The 17,687-nt window shown below is 66.0% G+C and carries 17 protein-coding genes and 1 tRNA gene; 10 read left to right on the top strand and 8 right to left on the bottom strand.

Features of this window, described 5'->3' with window-relative positions:
- Positions 1–45 precede the first annotated feature (45 nt).
- The 4 genes from rpoD to ACY3GB_RS09545 all read left to right on the top strand — a co-directional run bounded on the left by rpoD (position 46) and on the right by ACY3GB_RS09545 (position 3,446).
- Positions 46–1,974: an RNA polymerase sigma factor RpoD gene (gene rpoD / locus ACY3GB_RS09560; protein WP_463088518.1), complete on the top strand. Its 1,929-nt coding sequence runs from the start codon at positions 46–48 to the stop codon at positions 1,972–1,974.
- Positions 1,975–2,066: 92 nt separating this feature from the next.
- A tRNA-Ile gene (locus ACY3GB_RS09555) sits at positions 2,067–2,145 on the top strand.
- 247 nt (positions 2,146–2,392) lie between these two features.
- Positions 2,393–3,085: a DUF1223 domain-containing protein gene (locus ACY3GB_RS09550; RefSeq protein ID WP_463088517.1), complete on the top strand. Its 693-nt coding sequence runs from the start codon at positions 2,393–2,395 to the stop codon at positions 3,083–3,085.
- 100 nt (positions 3,086–3,185) lie between these two features.
- Positions 3,186–3,446 (top strand): hypothetical protein, encoded by a 261-nt coding sequence (locus ACY3GB_RS09545; protein WP_463088516.1) that lies wholly within the window; start codon positions 3,186–3,188, stop codon positions 3,444–3,446.
- 52 nt (positions 3,447–3,498) lie between these two features.
- On the opposite strand, the gene mltA is transcribed toward ACY3GB_RS09545, so the two are convergent.
- Positions 3,499–4,758, bottom strand: a complete 1,260-nt coding sequence (mltA, locus tag ACY3GB_RS09540) for a murein transglycosylase A (RefSeq protein ID WP_463088515.1) — start codon at positions 4,756–4,758, stop codon at positions 3,499–3,501.
- A 201-nt stretch (positions 4,759–4,959) separates the two neighbouring features.
- On the opposite strand from mltA, the gene ACY3GB_RS09535 reads away from it, so the two are divergent.
- Positions 4,960–5,274, top strand: coding sequence for a BON domain-containing protein (locus ACY3GB_RS09535; RefSeq protein ID WP_463088514.1), 315 nt, complete (start codon positions 4,960–4,962; stop codon positions 5,272–5,274).
- Between the two features lie 75 nt (positions 5,275–5,349).
- On the opposite strand, the gene lysA is transcribed toward ACY3GB_RS09535, so the two are convergent.
- Positions 5,350–6,579 carry a diaminopimelate decarboxylase gene (gene lysA / locus ACY3GB_RS09530; protein ID WP_463088513.1) on the bottom strand — a complete coding sequence of 410 codons (1,230 nt, stop codon included), beginning with the start codon at positions 6,577–6,579 and terminating at the stop codon, positions 5,350–5,352.
- Between the two features lie 121 nt (positions 6,580–6,700).
- Here lysA and ACY3GB_RS09525 point away from each other — a divergent pair, with 121 nt between their 5' ends.
- Together ACY3GB_RS09525 and dtpA are read left to right on the top strand one after the other, a co-directional pair.
- Positions 6,701–7,618, top strand: coding sequence for a LysR family transcriptional regulator (locus ACY3GB_RS09525; protein ID WP_463088512.1), 918 nt, complete (start codon positions 6,701–6,703; stop codon positions 7,616–7,618).
- A gap of 435 nt (positions 7,619–8,053) precedes the next feature.
- Entirely contained in the window at positions 8,054–9,541 is a 1,488-nt protein-coding gene (dtpA, locus tag ACY3GB_RS09520; protein WP_463088511.1) for a dipeptide/tripeptide permease DtpA, read from the top strand.
- A gap of 54 nt (positions 9,542–9,595) precedes the next feature.
- Here the strand turns inward: dtpA and ACY3GB_RS09515 are convergent, their stop codons facing one another.
- Both ACY3GB_RS09515 and ACY3GB_RS09510 read right to left on the bottom strand, forming a co-directional pair.
- A complete protein-coding gene (locus tag ACY3GB_RS09515) occupies positions 9,596–10,288 on the bottom strand; it encodes an MOSC domain-containing protein (RefSeq protein WP_463088510.1) in 693 nt (230 codons plus the stop codon).
- The gene (locus ACY3GB_RS09510) at positions 10,285–10,992 is read right to left on the bottom strand and encodes an alanyl-tRNA editing protein (protein WP_463088509.1); all 708 of its coding nucleotides are present in this window, start codon (positions 10,990–10,992) and stop codon (positions 10,285–10,287) included. Before ACY3GB_RS09510 ends, ACY3GB_RS09515 begins: the two co-directional genes overlap by 4 nt.
- Positions 10,993–11,146: 154 nt before the next feature.
- Here ACY3GB_RS09510 and ACY3GB_RS09505 point away from each other — a divergent pair, with 154 nt between their 5' ends.
- Complete coding sequence (locus ACY3GB_RS09505) at positions 11,147–11,824, top strand: pseudouridine synthase (protein ID WP_021478771.1); 678 nt, start codon at positions 11,147–11,149, stop codon at positions 11,822–11,824.
- Between the two features lie 68 nt (positions 11,825–11,892).
- Here the strand turns inward: ACY3GB_RS09505 and queF are convergent, their stop codons facing one another.
- Together queF and murJ are read right to left on the bottom strand one after the other, a co-directional pair.
- The gene (gene queF / locus ACY3GB_RS09500; RefSeq protein WP_463088508.1) at positions 11,893–12,726 is read right to left on the bottom strand and encodes an NADPH-dependent 7-cyano-7-deazaguanine reductase QueF; all 834 of its coding nucleotides are present in this window, start codon (positions 12,724–12,726) and stop codon (positions 11,893–11,895) included.
- 46 nt (positions 12,727–12,772) lie between these two features.
- Complete coding sequence (murJ, locus tag ACY3GB_RS09495) at positions 12,773–14,308, bottom strand: murein biosynthesis integral membrane protein MurJ (RefSeq protein WP_463088507.1); 1,536 nt, start codon at positions 14,306–14,308, stop codon at positions 12,773–12,775.
- 131 nt (positions 14,309–14,439) lie between these two features.
- Between murJ and rpsT the strand changes: the two genes are divergently transcribed.
- On the top strand, positions 14,440–14,703 hold the full coding sequence (gene rpsT, locus ACY3GB_RS09490) for a 30S ribosomal protein S20 (RefSeq protein ID WP_011137294.1): 264 nt from the start codon (positions 14,440–14,442) through the stop codon (positions 14,701–14,703).
- Between the two features lie 175 nt (positions 14,704–14,878).
- Positions 14,879–15,577 carry a glutamine amidotransferase gene (locus ACY3GB_RS09485; RefSeq protein ID WP_463088506.1) on the top strand — a complete coding sequence of 233 codons (699 nt, stop codon included), beginning with the start codon at positions 14,879–14,881 and terminating at the stop codon, positions 15,575–15,577.
- 22 nt (positions 15,578–15,599) lie between these two features.
- Here the strand turns inward: ACY3GB_RS09485 and ACY3GB_RS09480 are convergent, their stop codons facing one another.
- Positions 15,600–16,751, bottom strand: coding sequence for an acetate/propionate family kinase (locus tag ACY3GB_RS09480; RefSeq protein WP_463088505.1), 1,152 nt, complete (start codon positions 16,749–16,751; stop codon positions 15,600–15,602).
- Positions 16,748–17,683 carry a phosphate acetyltransferase gene (locus ACY3GB_RS09475; protein ID WP_463088504.1) on the bottom strand — a complete coding sequence of 312 codons (936 nt, stop codon included), beginning with the start codon at positions 17,681–17,683 and terminating at the stop codon, positions 16,748–16,750. The genes ACY3GB_RS09480 and ACY3GB_RS09475 overlap by 4 nt, the downstream gene beginning before the upstream one ends.
- Positions 17,684–17,687: the final 4 nt, after the last annotated feature.

The raw sequence follows: 17,687 nt of genomic DNA, 5'->3' as shown, positions 1-17,687 counted from the left end.
TATAATCAACTGTTTTTTTCGGCTTTTTTTCAAGCAGGAAGCGAAATGGCGGCCTCTCCCGAAAACCAGAAAGATGTGCAGGACAGCCAACAAGAGGTGATGAGCCTGGAAGAGCAGCGGAAACGCTTGCGCCAGCTGATCGCCCTGGGCAAAGAGCGTGGGTATCTGACCTACGCCGAAATCAACGACCACCTGCCGGAAGACGTATCCGACGCCGAGCAGATCGAAAACATCGTCACGATGATCGCCGGTCTGGGCATTCAGGTATGCGAGGAAGCGCCGGACGCCGAAACCTTGCTGATGTCTGACGCCACCCCGTCGGTGGCGGATGAAGACGCCGTGGAAGAGGCCGAGGCGGCCTTGTCCTCGGTGGATTCCGAATTCGGCCGCACCACCGACCCGGTGCGCATGTACATGCGCGAAATGGGCTCGGTCGAGCTGTTGACCCGCGAGGGCGAGATCGAAATCGCCAAGCGGATCGAGGACGGCCTCAAGTACATGATCCAGGCCATCTCCGCCTGCCCCGGCACCATCGCCGAGGTGCTGGAGCTGATGGAACGCGTGGCGCGCGATGAAATCCGCGTCGACGAAGTCGTCGACGGTTTCATCGACCTCAACGCCCCGACCGAGGACGAAGCCCAATTCGCCGAACCCGAGGACAGCGACGACCTGCTGGACGAGGAAGAGGAAGAGGAAGAGGACGAGGAAGGCGAGGTCGATGCCGACGCCGACGCCGCGGCCAATCTGGAAGAGCTGAAACAGCACGCGCTGGAGCACTTCGCCGGCGTGCGCATGCTGTTCGACAAGATGGTCAAGGCGCTGAGCACCAAGGGCCCGCAGAGCAAGGAATACCAGGAGTTGCAGGACGCGATCACCACCGAGTTCATGCTGGTGCGCTTCGCCACCCGCCAGGTGGAAAGCCTCTGTGAATCGCTGCGCGGCCGCGTCAACGAGATCCGCACTTACGAGCGCGACATCCAGGACATCTGCGTCAGCCGCGTGCGCATGGACCGCGCCCACTTCATCAAGGTGTTCCCGGGCAACGAGATCAACACCGACTGGGTGGAAAGCGAAATCGATTCCGGCAAGGCCTGGAGCGAGGCGCTGACCCGCTTCAAGCACGCCATCATCGAGAAGCAGACCCGTCTGTCCGATCTGCAGGACAAGGCGATGCTGTCGATCAAGGCGTTGAAGGAAATCAACCGCCAGATGTCGGCCGGCGAATCCAAGGCGCGCCGCGCCAAGAAGGAAATGATCGAGGCCAACCTGCGTCTGGTGATTTCCATCGCCAAGAAGTACACCAACCGCGGCCTGCAGTTCCTGGATCTGATCCAGGAAGGCAACATTGGCTTGATGAAGGCGGTGGACAAGTTCGAATACCGCCGCGGCTACAAGTTCTCGACTTACGCCACCTGGTGGATTCGCCAGGCGATCACCCGCTCCATCGCGGACCAGGCGCGCACCATCCGCATTCCGGTGCACATGATCGAGACCATCAACAAGATGAATCGCATCTCGCGCCAGATCCTGCAGGAAAGCGGCCGCGAGCCGGATCCGGCGGAGCTGGCCGAAAAGATGGAGATGCCGGAAGAGAAGATTCGCAAGATCATGAAGATTTCCAAGGAGCCCATCTCCATGGAAACCCCGATCGGCGACGACGACGATTCCCATCTCGGCGACTTCATCGAGGACCAGAACAACCTGGCCCCGTCCGACGCGGCGATGTATTCCAGCCTGAAGGACGCGACCAAGGAAGTGCTGGACACGCTGACGCCGCGCGAGGCCAAGGTTCTGCGCATGCGTTTCGGCATCGACATGAACACCGACCACACGCTGGAAGAAGTGGGCAAGCAGTTCGACGTGACCCGCGAGCGGATCCGCCAGATCGAGGCCAAGGCGTTGCGCAAGCTGCGCCATCCGACCCGTTCCGAGCGCCTGCGCAGCTTCCTGGACAGCGAGCCGGGCGGCCAGTAAGCGCACCGCTTCAAATGTCGGAAATCCCCAAGCTCATTGAATAAAGGGCTTGGGGATTTTTATTTTCCCCTGCTATAATCGCCCACTCTTCAGGGCCTCTAGCTCATGCTTGGTTAGAGCAGCGGACTCATAATCCGTTGGTGCCGAGTTCGACTCTCGGGGGGCCCACCAGATCATCAGGGGTTGCGCGCGAGCGCAACCCCTTTCCCTTTTCTGTTTCCCGACAAGAGCCCCCGTTCGCCGTTTTCTTGAGCGAACGGCCTATCCCGCCTGGCGGCGTCCGCCCTTGCCGCGCAAGAAACCCGCGGCGTTTGCGACTAATCTGCAAACGGCAGGGGAGAGCGCCATGGAATGCTGGAGAGCGATTTGTTGGGCTGGGATGCTGTCAATCTGCGCGCAGGCGGCCGGGCTTTGCGTCTTGAGCGGCGCGCGGGACGCCGGCCGTCAGGCGTCGCTGCTGGAACTGTACACCTCGGAGGGATGCAGCAGCTGTCCGCCGGCCGAAAGCTGGCTGTCTGGGCTTGCCGCGGCGGGGTTGGACGCGAAGCGGGCGGTGCCGCTGGCTTTCCATGTCGATTACTGGGATGGCCTGGGCTGGCGGGACCGTTTCGCCAGCCCCGATTATTCGCAGCGCCAACGCTGGCGCGCGGCGCAGGCCGGATCATCGCTGATTTACACCCCGCAGATGCTGGTCAATGGGCGCGACTGGCGTTTCTCCGGCTATGACGGCCTGCACGAGAGCCTTCCCCGCGGGCGGGCGGGAGCCGCGCTGCGAGTGAGGGGGCGGCAAGCGGGAGACGGCGTGGACATCGAGGCGGAAGCCGTTCTCGAGCCTGGCGAGCCGCCGCTGCGCTTGATGCTGGCGCTGTTCGAGGACGGCCTGCAAAGCCGCGTGGCGGCCGGCGAGAACGCGGGCAGGCTGCTGAGGCACGACGCGGTGGCGCGGACCCTGGCCGGTCCCTTCCCAGTCAGCGGCGCCAAAACGACGCTGAAACGGCATCTGCGCTTCGCCGATGGCCAGAAGCCGGGCGCCAGCGGCGCGGCGCTCTGGCTGGAGGACGGACAGGGGCGGGTACGCCAGGCGTTGGCCGCGCATTGCGCAGGTGGCTGAACAGACAGGTGCGTTTTCCGCCGGGAATGCCGATCCTATGCGGGGTCCTGCCACGATATTCGCGGCATGGATTGTCGTTCCATCAGTCCGAGGAGCCTGCATGATGTCGCCAGCCGAAGCCCGCAGCATAGTGGAAGCCCTCGCCATTGGAGTGGATCCGCTCACTGGCGAGCTGTTGTCGCAACACGCCGTTCTCCGGCAGCCGGAAGTGGTGCGCGCGCTGTTCCTGGCCAGCCGGGCGTTGGAGGCCGCCTTGAGCCGCGACGAGGAGCGGGAAGGCGGCGAGGCCGGGCCGGCCGCGCTGGTTCCGCTTCCGCCTGGCATCCACGCCCGCCGCCGGCCGCGCGCGCTGGCGGCCTGAGCCGCCATAAAACCGAAACGGAGCCCGAGGGCTCCGTTTGCCGGGATGCGCGCTACAAGGCGGCGCCGGGCGACACGCCCTTGGGCAGCAGCAGCCACAGGCTGCCCTGCTGCTTCATCCGGCCGGCGTACATGCCGGCCTCGGTGCCGTAGCCCCAGAACAAGTCGGCGCGCAGCGCGCCCTTGATCGCGCTGCCGGTATCCTGGGCATGCACCAGCCGCACCAGCGGCTCGCTGGAGTGGGGCCAGGTGGTGGACAGGTAGACCGGCGCTCCCAGCGGGATGTAGCGCGGGTCGACCGCGATGCTGTAGCCGCCGGTCAGCGGCACGCCCAACGCGCCGATCGGCCCGCCGTTGTCGCCGGGCAATGGCTTGAAGAAGATGTAGCTCTGGTTGACCGCCAGCAGCTCGTCGCGGCGCTGCGGGTTTTTCGCCAGCCAGTCCTTGATTCCCTGCATCGACGCCTGCCCCAGCGTCATTTCGCCCTTGTCCACCAGCCATTTGCCTATCGACTGGTAGGGATAGCCGTTCTGGTCGGCGAAGCCGACGTGCAGGAAGCTGCCGTCGTCCAGCTGGATGCGGCCGGAGCCCTGCACCTGCAGGAAGAACAGCTCCACCGGGTCTTCCACCCAGGCGATCACCGGCGCGCTGCCGGCGATGCTGCCCTGGTTGATCTGGCCGCGGGTGAAATAGGGCAGCAGGCGGGAGCCGGACAGTCTGCCCTTCAGGCGGATGCCGCGCGGGTCGGCGGGAAAGTCGGCCGGGTTGATCTCGATATTGCCGCCTGCGGCCAGCGCCAGCCGTCCGGGGCCGGTCTGCTTGGCGCGCAGCACGCCGCGATTGCGCTGGCTCATCGGCACATCGACGCTGACCATGTCGCGCGGCGCGCCGTAGACCGGCCACGGCGTGCGTTCGGAGCGGTTGAGGCTGCCGTTGAGCAGCGGCTCGTAGTAACCGGTGATCAGGCCGCTGTCGCGGCCGCCGTCGCGCAGCTTCCAGGCGGTGAAGCGGTTTTCGAAGAAGCGGCGCGCGGCGTCGTGGTCGTTGTCCGCCAGCGCGCTGGCCTCGCGGCAGACGCCGCTCCAGGCCGGTTTCTTCTGCAGGGTGCGGCAGCTTTGGCGCAGGCCTTGAATCGTGTCGCCGACGGCCTGGTCGTTCCAGGCGGGCAGAGAGGCCGGGCTGGCGCTGTCGGCGCCGGCGGGAATGCCGGTGGCCGGGCGGCCTGGGACGACGGACGGGGTGGTGGTGCAGCCGGCCAACGCCAGCAAGGCCAGCCATAGCGGCCAGCTTTTCTTGAACAGTGTCTGCTTCATGCTTGGGGCCGGATGGCCTTCCCGTGGTAGATGGTCTGGATTGTAACCTGATGGACGGCCCGGGGTGATGCCGGGCAGATGTGAAGTCATGGAGCTGAAACAAAACCGAAAAGTTTCATCGTTAACATGGACGGGTCCCATGGATATGGCCGGCGGCGCGGATGCCGAACGGCCATCGTCGCGAGAAATTTGGAGAAAACGATGAAACGAATCGCAAGCCGCACCCTGCTGTTGGCCGCTCTGGCCTGCTCCGGCGCTTTCGCCGCCCATGCCGTCTACGCCGATGACGCGGCGGTTGCCGTGCCGACCGACGAGCAGCTGGCCGTCAGCGTCAAGCAGGCGCTGGACGCCGAACCCGATCTGAAGGTGCTGGACCTGAAGGTGTCCAGCAAGAAAGGCGAAGTGACGATCGAAGGCGTGATGACCGACGATCAGCAGATGTTCAAGGCCGGCCAGGCGGCCGAGAAGGTGCCGGGCGTCAAGTTCGTCATCAACAAGATGGAACAGAAGGGCTGATTCCGGCCCGGGTTTGACGGAATGTGCGAAAAAGCCGGACTTTGTCCGGCTTTTTCGCGTTCGGCGCGGGGCGGTTCAGGCTTCCAGCGCCAGCAGCTCGGCCATGGTCTGGCGGCGGCGGATCAGTCTGGGCTCGCCGCCGTCCACCAGCACCTCGGCCAGCAGCGGCCGGCTGTTGTAGTTGGACGACATCGAGGCGCCATAAGCGCCGGCGTCGTGGAACACCATCAGGTCGCCGACCGCTGCCGGCGGCAGCGGCCGGGTTTCCACGGTGCCGCCTTCCTGTTGGGTGAACACGTCGCCGGATTCGCACAGCGGCCCGGCCACCACGGTGTCCTTCGCGCCGGTCTTTTCATGGCCGTCGGCGTCCAGCACGGTGATGTGGTGGTAGCTGCCGTACAGCGACGGCCGCATCAGGTCGTTGAAGCCGGCGTCCACCAGCGCGAAGCGGCGGCTGCCCATGTTCTTCACCGCGCGCACTTCGGCGAGCAGCGCGCCGGATTCGGCCACCAGGAAGCGGCCGGGTTCGATTTCCAGCCGCACCGGATGGCCGAGGCGCTCGGCGATGCGCCGGCGCGCGGCGTCCCACAGCTGGAAATAGTGCCCGGTGTCGATGCGCGGCTCGCCGTCGCGGTAGGGGATGGACAGGCCGCCGCCGGCGGAGATGGCTTCGATGTCGCAGTCCAGTTTCGCCACCAGCTCCACCATCGCGCCGCACACCTGCTCCAGGTGGCCGTAGTCGACGCCGGAGCCGATGTGCATGTGCACGCCCACCAGCCGCAGCTTGAACTGGCGGATGGCGCGCAGCGCCTCGTCCAGGTCGCCGTGCCAGATGCCATGCTTGCTGTTCTCGCCGCCGGTGTTGGTTTTCTGGCTGTGGCCGTGGCCGAAGCCGGGGTTGATGCGCAGCCACACCGGGTGGCCGGGCGCGGCTTCGCCCAGCTGGCGCAGCATGTCGATGGAGCCGGCGTTGACCGGAATGTTCTCGGCCACCACCCTGGCCAGCGTCGGCCGGTCCAGCACGTCGGCGGTGAATACGATGTCGGCGTCCTCGCCGCCGCCGCGGTAGCCGGCTGCCAGCGCGCGTTCGATCTCGCCCAGCGACACCGCGTCCACCTTCACGCCCTCGGCGCGCATCAGCCGCAGGATGTGAGTGTTGGAGTTGGCTTTCTGCGCGTAGCGTATGGTGTCGAACGCCTTCAGCTGGGCGATGCGCTGGCGGATGGCCCCGGCATCGTAGACCCATAGCGGGGTGCCGTGCCGGCGGGCGATGTCGGCGAGCTGGAGGGGGGCGAAAGCGTGCATGGCGGCTATTCCGGTTGAGGTTTCAAACGATGATCCACCGGCTTGTCGCAAAAATAAAATAGCAATTTGTTGGCAGGTCTTTCATTTATGATATGGATTGAATCCAGAAACGGGAGTGGCCGTGTCGATCAATCTGCGTCATGTCGAAGTATTCCGGGCGGTGATGACCTGCGGCAGCGTCAGCGGCGCCGCGCGTTTGCTGCATACCTCGCAGCCGACGGTCAGCCGCGAGCTGGCGCGCTGCGAGCAGCTATTGGGTTTGGCCCTGTTCGAGCGCGGCCATGGCCGACTGCGGCCCACCCAGCAGGCATTGCAGCTGTTCGCCGAGGTGGAGCGCAGCTTCGTCGGCCTGGAGCGCATCGTCGCCAGCGCGGATGCGATCCGCCGGTTCGCCGGCGGCCAATTGGCCATCGCCTGCCTGCCGGTGTTCGCGCAGGCATTGCTGCCGGCGGCCTGCGCCGATTTCGTCGCCGATTTTCCCGATGTGGGCGTGGACATCAGTCCGCAGGAGTCGCCATGGCTGGAGGAATGGCTGGCGGCGCAGCGCTTCGATCTGGGCTTGACCGAGCAACAGCAGGCCCCGGCCGGTTGCCTGGCGCAGCCTTTGTGGCAGGGGGACGAGTTGTGCGTGCTGCCGGCGGCGCATCCGCTGGCGGCAAAACGCAGGCTGGAGGCGCGTGACTTCGACGGCCTGTTCTTCATCAGCCTGGCCGCCAGCGACAGCTACCGCCAGCAGGTGGACGCCTGGTTCGCGCGCGAAGGCGTGGCGCGGCGGCTGCAGCTGTCCAGCCATAGCGCGGCCTCGGTGTGCGAGATGGTCAGGCTGGGCCTGGGGGTGGCCATCGTCAATCCTTTGACGGCGCTGGCCGAGGCGGGGAGGGGCGTGGCGGTGAGGCCGCTGGCCGAGGCCATTCCGTTTTCCGTGCAATTGGTGTTGCCGCAGTTCCGCCCGGCGTCGCCGTTGCCGCTGCGTTTTGTCGATGCCTTGCGCCGGACGGGGGGCGAGCTGGACAGCAGGCTGGCGGCTTTGTGCGGATGAGGACGGGAATGGGCGGGGAAGAGGTGTTTGCTTGACATAAAAGCAATTATATTGCTCATATATGCCAATTAATTGTATTTATTTTTGTTATATTCGATTTGATGGCATTCTGATTTGTAAAATACTGTCGCATTCTCGAATCCCGTCCTTGCCATGCGGGTATTTGCGCCTGATTTCCTCCCCCTGCATTGACAGGTCCGACTACTTCGTTCATCAATAGTTCCTGAACGCTATCTTTCATAGAGCAAAAGCGCTATTTGTCGTGCTTTTTCGAATGATGGCAAGAGTTTGCCTTATTTTTCAGTAGTGACCACTGTCTGTCTCACCCTGGCGTGACTGGCGATGGCCGGCGCCTAGGGTGTCTGTCTTTCCGTCATTCCGCCATGCAGGATTCTTTCCTGGGTCCGCGGCAGTTCTGATTACAAGGAACCCATAATGACGACGTCTGCGCTCAATCCCTTGCGCCAGCCCAAGCCGTTTTACCTGATCTTCTCGATCGAATTCTGGGAGCGTTTCGGCTTCTACGGCCTGCAGGGCATCCTGGCCGTCTACCTGGTGAAGGCCCTGGGCCTGCGCGAGGCCGACTCCTTCACGCTGTTTTCGTCCTTCATCGCGCTGGTGTACGGCCTGATCGCCGTCGGCGGCTGGCTGGGCGACAAGGTGCTGGGCACCAAGCGCACCATTCTGCTGGGCGCGCTGGTGCTGACCGCGGGTTACGCGATGGTGACCGCGTCGGCCGACCACATCAGCCTGCTGTATCTGGGCATGGGCACCATCGCGGTGGGCAACGGCCTGTTCAAGGCCAATCCGTCGTCGCTGTTGTCCAAGTGCTACGAGGAGAACGATCCTCGTCTGGACGGCGCCTTCACCATGTACTACATGGCGATCAACATCGGTTCGCTGCTGTCGATGCTGGCCACGCCGTGGCTGGCCGACAAGTTCGGCTACGCCCACGCTTTCGCGCTGTCGGTGGTGGGCATGCTGATCACCGTCGCCAACTTCATCCTGATGCGGGGCTGGGTCAAGGAATACGGTTCCGACGCCGACTTCCGCACGCCCAAGCTGTCCACCTGGCTGGCGGTGCTGGCCGGCGTGGTGGTCGCCTGCGCCGCCGCCGCGCTGCTGCTCAAGCACGAGATCATCGCCAACGTGGTGCTGGCCGTGCTGTCCATCGGCGTGGTGGGCCTGTACGTCAAGGAGACGCTGCTGCTGAAGGGCGCGGAGCGCAAGAAGATGATCGTGGCCGCCATCCTGATGTTGCAGGCGACGGTATTCTTCGTGCTGTACAACCAGATGCCGCTGTCGCTGAACTTCTTCGCCATCCACAACACCGAGCACACGCTGTTCGGCATCCCGGTGCAGCCGGAGCAGTTCCAGTCGCTGAATCCGTTCTGGATCATGCTGGCCAGCCCGCTGCTCGCCGTCTGCTACAACAAGCTGGGCAACCGCCTGCCGATGCCGCACAAGTTCGCGATCGGCATGGTGCTGTGCGCCGGCGCCTTCCTGGTGCTGCCGCTGGGCGCCAAGTACGCCAACGCCCAGGGCCTGGTGTCGTCCAACTGGATGGTGCTGAGCTATCTGCTGCAGAGCGTGGGCGAGTTGCTGATTTCCGGCCTGGGGCTGGCGATGGTGGCGCAGCTGGTGCCGCAGCGGCTGATGGGCTTCATCATGGGCGCCTGGTTCCTGACCTCGGCCGCGTCGTCGGTGATCGCCGGCTGGGTGGCGGGCCTGACCGCCGCGCCGGACAACGTCACCAGCCCGCTGGCCACGCTGGAGATCTACAGCCGCGTGTTCACCCAGATCGGCGTGGTGACCGGCGCGATCGCGGTCGTGACCATCATCATCGCGCCGTGGCTGCACCGGATGACGCTGGACGAGAAGCCGGAGCATCCGGAGCACGAAATGGCGCTGGACGCCCGCTGAGCGCGGCATCCGCCAAATCGCAACGGGGACCGATTCGGTCCCCGTTTTGCTTGCCTAGCCGTCCAGCCGGCGGCTCCAGTCTTCCAGTTGGCCGCTTGCCAGCCTGTTCTCGATCAGCCGCCGCCAGGACTCCACCAGCGGCAGCCGGGCGGCCTCCAGCAGCAGCTCCCGCTCCAGGCCGCGGCGGTAGAAGACATCGGCCAGCCGCGCCAGCGTCCATTCCGGATGCGGGCGCGCCAGCAGGCGGATGTCGTCGCCGGCGCCGACATCGCCCTCGCGCAGCACCCGGCAGTACCAGCCGGTGCGGCCGCTGTCCTGCAAGCGTTTGGCCATGTCGCGCTGGTCGAAGCGGTGGTTGAGCTTCCAGCAAGGCTGGCGGCCCTGGGAAATCTCCAGCACCGCGGCGCCGATGGCCAACTGGTCGCCCAGGCACAGCGTGGTCTCGTCCACGCCCAGCGTGCTGAGGTTTTCGCCGAAACCGCCGGGCTGGTCCAGCGCCGGACGCGGGCCGATTTCGTCGCGCCAGCGGGCGTAATGCTCGAAGGCGTACAGGTGAACCGCCTTGTGCGGGCCGCCGTGGTGGCGCGGATCGCCTTGCTCGTCGCCGGCCAGCCCCAGCGCGCCCACCTCCGCGCGTCCCGCCAGCGGCTGTTTGGCGATGGCGCTGAGCGCGCCGGGGCGGACATAGGGCGCGGCCTTGCCGGCCAGCGTCGCCAGCACGCTGCCGATGACGGTTTCCCGGCTCATTCCGCCAGCTCCACCACCACCCGCTTGTTGCGCGCGCCCTTGCTTTCTATCTTCTTCACCCGCACCCGGCCCACTTCGCCGGTGCGGGCGACATGGGTGCCGCCGCAGGGCTGCAGGTCCACGCCCTCCACCTCGATCAGCCGGATTTCCGGCAGGTGCAAGGGCGGCGTCACCGACATGGTGCGGATCAGCTCGGGCTGCGCCTTCAGCGCTTCGCCGCTGGTCATTTTCACCGCGAGGGGCAGATCGGCGGCCACCAGCCGGTTCAGCTCGGCCTCGATATGCTCCTTGTCCAGCTCCATGCCTTCCGGCAGCGCGAAGTCCAGCCGGCCCGATTCCGCGGTCATGTTGCCGCCGGTGACCCCGGCCTTGATCACCACGCCCAGCAAATGCAGACAGGTGTGGATGCGCATGTGGCGGTAGCGGCGATCCCAGTCCAGCTCCAGCGTCACCTCGGTTCCCGGCGCGAGGCGGACATCGCCCTCGGTCTGGTGCAGGATGGCGCGGGTGTCGCGGTCGCGGCGGGTGTCGGCGATGCGCAGCGTCGAGCCGTCGGCCAGCTTCAGGGTGGCGCTGTCGCCGGGCTGGCCGCCGCCCAGCGGATAGCACAATGTGTCTTCCAGCGTCAGGCCGGCGTCGCCGTGGGCCAGCACGCGGGTGGCCAGGCGGGTCTGGTAGGGGTCTTGATAGAATCGTTCCGTCATGATGCGTCCTTTGTCGTCTTGTCTGGACAGGGTGACGGCTGCCGGGCGGGATTTCAAGTGACAGCGCCGCGGAGAAAAGACGGTAACAGCTTGTGGCGCAAGGCTTTAACGCCGATAATCGCCGCCAAATCGTTTTTCTTAAAAGCCGTTTTCAATGCAAAGACACAATCTGGAGCACTACAACCCGCCGCCGGACACCGGCCTTTCCGTGATCTACGCCGATAGCTGCCTCCTGGTGCTGGACAAGCCCAGCGGCCTGTTGTCGGTGCCGGGGCGGGGCGAGGACAAGGCCGATTGCCTGATCAGCCGCGCGCAGAAGGTCTACCCGGACGCGCTGACCGTGCACCGGCTGGACATGGACACTTCCGGCCTGGTGGTGATGGGGCGCGGCCCGGAGATGCAGCGCGCGCTGTCGATCGCCTTCATGGACCGCAAGGTCAAGAAGCGCTATATCGCGGTGGTGGACGGCATCGTGGAAAGCAATAGCGGCACGGTGGACCTGCCGCTGATCATCGATTGGCCGAACCGGCCGCGGCAGAAGGTGGATTTCGACGAGGGCAAAGAAGCCATCACCCATTACCGGGTGATTCTGCGCGACACCGGCCGCAACATCAGCCGGATGGAGCTGGATCCGCAAACCGGCCGCGCCCACCAACTGCGCATGCACATGCTGCATCTGGAGTCCGGCCACCCCATCCTCGGCGACGACATCTACGCGCCGCCGGAGGCGCAGGCCAAGGCCGACCGCCTGCTGCTGCACGCGTCGCGGCTGGTGCTGCGCCACCCGGTGACTTTCGAGGAAATGGAGTTCGAGGCACCGGCGCCGTTCTGAGGCCGGCTCTGGTCCGCAAAAAAAGGGATGCTGTTTGGCATCCCTTTTATTTTGGCTGGTCGGGCCGCTTACTGCCGAGCGGTGCGGACGTTGTCCGTCGGCGCGGCGTCCGCGTTGCTGCGCCACGGATTGATGTCCAGCCCGCCGCGGCGGGTGTAGCGGGCGTAGACGGTGAGCCTCTCCGGCGCGCAGGCGCGCAGCACGTCGACGAAGATGCGCTCCACGCATTGCTCGTGGAACTCGTTGTGCTGGCGGAAGCCGATCAGGTAGCGCAACAGCGCTTCGCGGTCGATCTTCGGCCCGGTGTAGCGGATGGATACGCTGCCCCAGTCCGGCTGGCCGGTGACCAGGCAGTTGGACTTCAACAGATTGCTGCACAGGGTTTCGCTGACGATGTCGGCGGCGTCGGCCTTGAGAACTTCCGGGCAGGGCGCGTAGTGGTCGACGGCGATGTCCAGCTCGTCGATGTACTCGCCTGCCAGCTCGCGCACCTGTTCGGCGGCGAAGGCCTGCGGCAGCGCGATGGAGACCGAAACCTCCGCGCCGGCGGCGGCGGACAGGTCGCGCGCCAGTTGCGCGGCCAGCGCGTCGACGCCGTCCATTTGCGTCTGGTTGTAGCTGTTCAGGTAGAGCTTGAACGATTTGGACTCGATCAGCCTGGGGCTGGCGGCCGGGATGCGGAAGGTGGCGATGCCGACCTGCGGCTTGCCGCGGGCGTTGAGCCAGGACAGCTCGAAGCCGGTCCAGATGTCGACGCCGGCGAAGGGCAGCGCGGCTTCGTCCACGCCGATCTCGTCGCGCTTGGTCTTGCGCGCGATCGGGAACAGCAGGGAGGGATCGTACTGGTCCTGGTAGCTGACGGTCTTGCCCAGCGGCGAATGTTCGGGGGTGAGATGGCTCATGGATGCGACTTTCTAACCGAATGCTGATGAATCATAGGCCGGCGGCTCATTGCTCGCGGCGCATGAACTGGCGCGGGCGGAAGCCCTGCGCGAACAAGGCGGCGAAGTAGACCGCCGCGCCGACGCCGACCAGCAGCAGCAGCCACAGCGCGCGTTGCCAGGCGTGGCCGTGCCAGTCTATCGGCAGCCACCGCAGGCAGGCCAGCAGCGCGGCCGCCATCACCGCGATGGCGACGCTGAGCTTGGCGAGGAAGGCTTTCCAGCCCGCCTCGGGCCGGTAGATGCCGCGTTTTCGCAGCGTGTGCATCAACAGGCCGGCGTTGATGCAGGAGGCGAGGCCGATCGACAGCGCCAGGCCGGCGTGCTTCAGCGGAAACACGAAGGCCAGGTTCATCACCTGGGTGGCGATCAGCGTCGCCACCGCGATGCGCACCGGCGTCTTGATGTCTTGGCGCGCGTAAAAGCCCGGCGCCAGCACCTTGACCAGGATCAGCCCGAGCAGGCCGAAGGAGTAGGCGATCACCGCCTGCTGCGACATCAGCGCGTCGTGGGCGCTGAACTTGCCGTACATGAACATGGTGTACAGCAGCGGGCCGGATAGCAGGCCCAGGCCGACGGTGGCCGGCACCGCGAGCAGCAGCGACAGCCGGATACCCCAGTCCAGCAGCACGCTGAACTCGGCGTCGGACTTGCTGGCCGCGTGCTTGGACAAGGACGGCAGCAGGATGGTGCCGAGCGCCACGCCCAGCACGCCGGACGGGAATTCCATCAGCCGGTCGGCGTAATACATCCACGACACGCTGCCGGTGGGCAGGAAGGAGGCGAAGGTGGAGTTGATCAGCAGCGAGATCTGCGCCACCGACACGCCGAAGATCGCCGGCCCCATCTGCCTGATCACCCGCCACACTTCCGGATCGCGGAAGGCCAGGATGGGCCGGGCCAGCATGCCGACCTGCTTCAGGAAGGGTAGCTGCCACACCAGCTGGATCAGGCCGCCGACGAACACCGCCCACGCCATCGCCATGATCGGCGGATGGAAGTAATGGGTGAAGCACAGCGCGAACACGATGAAGCTGAGGTTCAGGAAGGTGGGGGTGAAGGCCGGGATCGAGAACTTGCCCCAGCTGTTCAGGATGCTGCCGGTCATCGACGACAGCGAGATGAAGAATATATAGGGGAAAGACACCCGCAGGATGTCGGCGAACAGCGCGGCCTTGGCCGGCTCGCGGTAGAAGCCGGGCGCCGAGATCCACATGATGGCCGGCGCGGCCAGCATGCCTATCGCCGTCACCAGCAGCAGCACCGAGCCCAGCACGCCGGTGACCTTGGCGACGAACTCGCGCGTTTCCTCATGGGTCTTGTTCTGCTTGTATTCGCCGAGGATGGGCACGAAAGCCTGCGAGAACGCGCCTTCGGCGAACAGCCGGCGCAGCATGTTGGGAATCTTGAAGGCGGCGTTGAAGGCGTCGGCGGCCATGCCGGCGCCGAAGATGCGGGCGACCAGGGTGTCGCGCACCAGGCCGAGGACGCGGGACACCATGGTCATGCTGCTGACTGCAGCCAGGGCCTTGAGCAGGTTCATTTTGGTTTGACGGCCGATACTAGGCGGATTGAGCAAGCCCGCTAGTTTACGCTGGCGGGTTTATTGTTGCAAAACCTGAGTTTAGGGCTTAGAATCGCGGGTTTCAGATTCCGCTATCAGGAGAAAGATTCATGGCTAACAGCGCACAAGCTCGCAAGCGTGCACGCACAGCCCTTAAGCAGCGCGCGCATAACGCCAGCCTGCGTACTGCGTTCCGTACCGCAGTGAAGAAAGTGCTCAAGGCAATTGAAGCCGGCGACAAGGCCGCCGCTCGCGTGGTGTTCCAGGCTTCGGAAAAAGTGATCGACCGCATTGCTGACAAGGGCGTGTTCCACAAGAACAAGGCCGCTCGTCACAAGAGCCGTCTGTCCGCTCAGATCAAGGCCATGGCCTAATCGATCGACAGCCCAGGCTGCAAGAATACGCAAAGGCTCCGCATCGCGGGGCCTTTTGTGTATCCGCGCCCCCGCCGCAGCGATGCGGCGGGGGCGTTGTCCTTTACCGCGTCGACAAGGGCAAGGGGCTTATGCATACTCGATGAATCCGCACGCAGAAACGGGAGCGCCGCCGATGAAAACCGCCATTGCGATTCGCCATGTCGCGTTCGAGGATCTCGGCTCTTTGCGACGCCAGCTGGAAATGCGCGGCTACCGCATCGAATACCGCGAGGCCGGCGTGGACCCGCTGGACAGCCCGGCGCTGGAGCAGGCCGACCTGCTGGTGGTGCTGGGCGGCCCGATCGGCGTCGGCGACGGCGATCTGTATCCGTTTCTTAAGCACGAGCGGCGGCTGCTGGAGCGGAGGCTGAGGCGGCGCCGGCCGACCTTGGGCATCTGCCTGGGCGCGCAATTGATGGCGAGCGCGCTGGGCGCGCGGGTGGCGCCGATGGGGCATAAGGAGATCGGCTACGCGCCGCTGCGTTTGACCGATGCCGGACGGGCGTCGCCGCTGGCGCCGCTGGCCGACGCGCCGGTGCTGCACTGGCATGGCGACCAGTTCGCCATCCCCGACGGCGCTCAGTGCCTGGCTGGCAGCGAGTTGTGTCCGCACCAGGCTTTCGCCGTCGAGGATTACGCGCTTGGCTTGCAATTCCATCCGGAAGTGGAGCCGGCGCAGCTGGAGCGCTGGCTGATCGGCCACAGCGGCGAGCTGGCGGCCGCCGGCATCGATCCGCGCGAACTGCGCGAGCAGAACCGGCGGCACGGCGAAGCCTTGCCCGCGCTGGCCGCCCAGACGCTTACCCGCTGGTTGAACGCCACGGGCGCCTGAGCCCGGGCCATCGACCCGGTTCTCAGAGCAGGCGCGCCGCCTGGCGAGCCATCTCGCCCTCCTCGTCGGTGGGCAGCACATAGGCCGGCAGACGGCTGCCGGCGGCGGTGAGCCGGCGCGCATGGGCGAGGTTGGCCGCGTGGTCCAGCTCGAATCCCAGCCAGGACAGTTGCTGCAAGATCCTGGCCCTGACCTCCGCCGAATGCTCGCCGATGCCGGCGGTGAAGATCAGCGCGTCCAGGCCGCGCATCGCCGCGGCCAGGCTGGCCGCCTCGCGCGCCGTCCGGTAGCAGAACAGTTCCACCGCCTCGCGGGCCTCCGGCAGTTCGCTGGCCAGCAGCTCGCGCATGTCGGCCGACACGCCGGACACGCCCAGCAGGCCGGAGTTCTTGTACAGCTCGCGCCGCACGTCCTTCACCCCCATGCCTTCATGCTCCTGCCAGTACAGGATCACCTCCGGGTCGATATAGCCGGGCCGGCTGCCCATCATCAGGCCGTCCACCGCCGAAAACCCCATGCTGGACGCCACGCTCTGGCCGGATTCGATCGCGCAGGCGCTGGCGCCGCTGCCCAGGTGGCAGACCACCACCTTGCCGTGGGCCAGGCCGATCTCCGGCAGCCGCCGCGCGATGGCGGCGTAGGACAGGCCGTGGAAGCCGTAGCGGCGCACGCCCTCGTCGTGCCAGTGGCGGGCGATGCCGAAGCGGGTGGCCACCGTCGGCTGGGTGGCGTGGAAGGCGGTGTCGAAGCAGGCGATTTGCGGCAGTTGCGGATCTATCCGGCTGAAGGCGTCTATCACCGCCAGGCTGACCGGCTGGTGCAGCGGCGCCAGCGCGATGTAGTCGTCCAGCGCGGCCCGGGTATCGGCATCCACCCGCACCGGCTGGCGGAAGCGGTTGCCGCCATGCACCACGCGGTGCGCCACCGCCCGCGCCTCCAGCCCCTGGTCGGCCAGGCCGTTCAGCGCCGCCGCCAGCGCGGTGTCGTGGGCGGCGTCGGCCAGGCCGCGCTCGGCCAGTTTCTGGCCGTTGGCGTCGGCCAGCGAGAACACGGCTTCGCGGCTGCCGAAGCGGTCCACCATGCCGCGCGCCAGCAGCGTCTGGCCGTCCAGCGAGAACGCGCGGAACTTCAGCGTGGCGGAGCCGGCGTTGATCGCCAGCAGGCAGCGGTTCATGGACGTCCTCCCTGACGGCGCTTCTGGTGGGCCAGCAAGCTGGCGATGGCGCTGGAGGCCAGGCGGCCGCTGGCGTCGTCGGCGCGGCTGGTCAGCACCATCGGCACGCGCGCGCCCATCACGATGCCGGCGGAGGCGGCCTGGGCCAGATAGGTCAGCTGCTTGCCCAGCATATTGCCGGCTTCCAGGTCCGGCACCAGCAGGATGTCCGGATCGCCGGCCACCGGCGAGACGATGCCCTTGCTCTCGGCGGCTTCCTTGGAGATGGCGTTGTCGAAGGCCAGCGGGCCGTCGAGGATGGCGCCGGTGATCTGGCCGCGGTCGGCCATCTTGCACAGCGCGGCGGCGTCCAGCGTCGAGCGCATGTCGGGGTTGATGGTTTCCACCGCGGCCAAAATGGCCACCTTGGGGCAGGGGATGCCCAGCGCGTGGGTCAGGTCGATGGCGTTCTGGCAGATGTCGCGCTTGGTGATCAGGTCCGGCTCGATATTGACCGCGGCGTCGGTGATGAACAGATAGCGGGGATAGCTCTCCACCTTCATCACCCAGATGTGGCTGATGCGGCGGTCGGTGCGGATGCCGGTCTCGCGCGCTAGCGCGGCGCTCATGAATTCGTCGGTGTGCAGGCTGCCCTTCATCAGGATGTCGGCGTAGCCGTCGCGCACCAGCTGCACCGCGCGCTCGGCGGCGGCATGGCTGTGTTCGACGTCCAGGCATTCAAAGCGCCTGAGGTCCACTTCCAGTTCGTCGGCCAGTTTTTGCAGCCGCGCCTTGGGCGCCACCAGGATGGGCGTGGCGATGCCGTTGTCGGCGGCCTCCACCGCGCCCAGCAGCGATTCCCGGCTGCAGGGGTGGGCCACCGCCATCGGCAGCGCGCCCAGCTGGCGCGCCTGTTGCAGGATGTCGTCGAATGCGTGGGTATCGTGAATCATGCCG

This window comes from Chromobacterium sp. Ag138 (genome assembly GCF_055181315.1).
This window is presented reverse-complemented; position numbering and strand designations above follow the sequence as displayed.

Bases quoted from the DNA above. Each gene is read 5' to 3' on its own strand.
- ACY3GB_RS09535 (WP_463088514.1), top strand. From the start codon at position 4,960: ATGAAACGAATCGCAAGCCGCACCCTGCTGTTGGCCGCTCTGGCCTGC.
- lysA (WP_463088513.1), bottom strand. From the start codon at position 6,579: ATGCACGCTTTCGCCCCCCTCCAGCTCGCCGACATCGCCCGCCGGCAC.
- ACY3GB_RS09510 (WP_463088509.1), bottom strand. From the start codon at position 10,992: ATGACGGAACGATTCTATCAAGACCCCTACCAGACCCGCCTGGCCACC.
- ACY3GB_RS09475 (WP_463088504.1), bottom strand. From the start codon at position 17,683: ATGATTCACGATACCCACGCATTCGACGACATCCTGCAACAGGCGCGC.
- ACY3GB_RS09485 (WP_463088506.1), top strand. From the start codon at position 14,879: ATGAAAACCGCCATTGCGATTCGCCATGTCGCGTTCGAGGATCTCGGC.
- ACY3GB_RS09515 (WP_463088510.1), bottom strand. From the start codon at position 10,288: ATGAGCCGGGAAACCGTCATCGGCAGCGTGCTGGCGACGCTGGCCGGC.
- rpsT (WP_011137294.1), top strand. From the start codon at position 14,440: ATGGCTAACAGCGCACAAGCTCGCAAGCGTGCACGCACAGCCCTTAAG.
- ACY3GB_RS09545 (WP_463088516.1), top strand. From the start codon at position 3,186: ATGATGTCGCCAGCCGAAGCCCGCAGCATAGTGGAAGCCCTCGCCATT.
- rpoD (WP_463088518.1), top strand. From the start codon at position 46: ATGGCGGCCTCTCCCGAAAACCAGAAAGATGTGCAGGACAGCCAACAA.
- dtpA (WP_463088511.1), top strand. From the start codon at position 8,054: ATGACGACGTCTGCGCTCAATCCCTTGCGCCAGCCCAAGCCGTTTTAC.
- ACY3GB_RS09480 (WP_463088505.1), bottom strand. From the start codon at position 16,751: ATGAACCGCTGCCTGCTGGCGATCAACGCCGGCTCCGCCACGCTGAAG.
- murJ (WP_463088507.1), bottom strand. From the start codon at position 14,308: ATGAACCTGCTCAAGGCCCTGGCTGCAGTCAGCAGCATGACCATGGTG.
- ACY3GB_RS09505 (WP_021478771.1), top strand. From the start codon at position 11,147: ATGCAAAGACACAATCTGGAGCACTACAACCCGCCGCCGGACACCGGC.
- mltA (WP_463088515.1), bottom strand. From the start codon at position 4,758: ATGAAGCAGACACTGTTCAAGAAAAGCTGGCCGCTATGGCTGGCCTTG.
- queF (WP_463088508.1), bottom strand. From the start codon at position 12,726: ATGAGCCATCTCACCCCCGAACATTCGCCGCTGGGCAAGACCGTCAGC.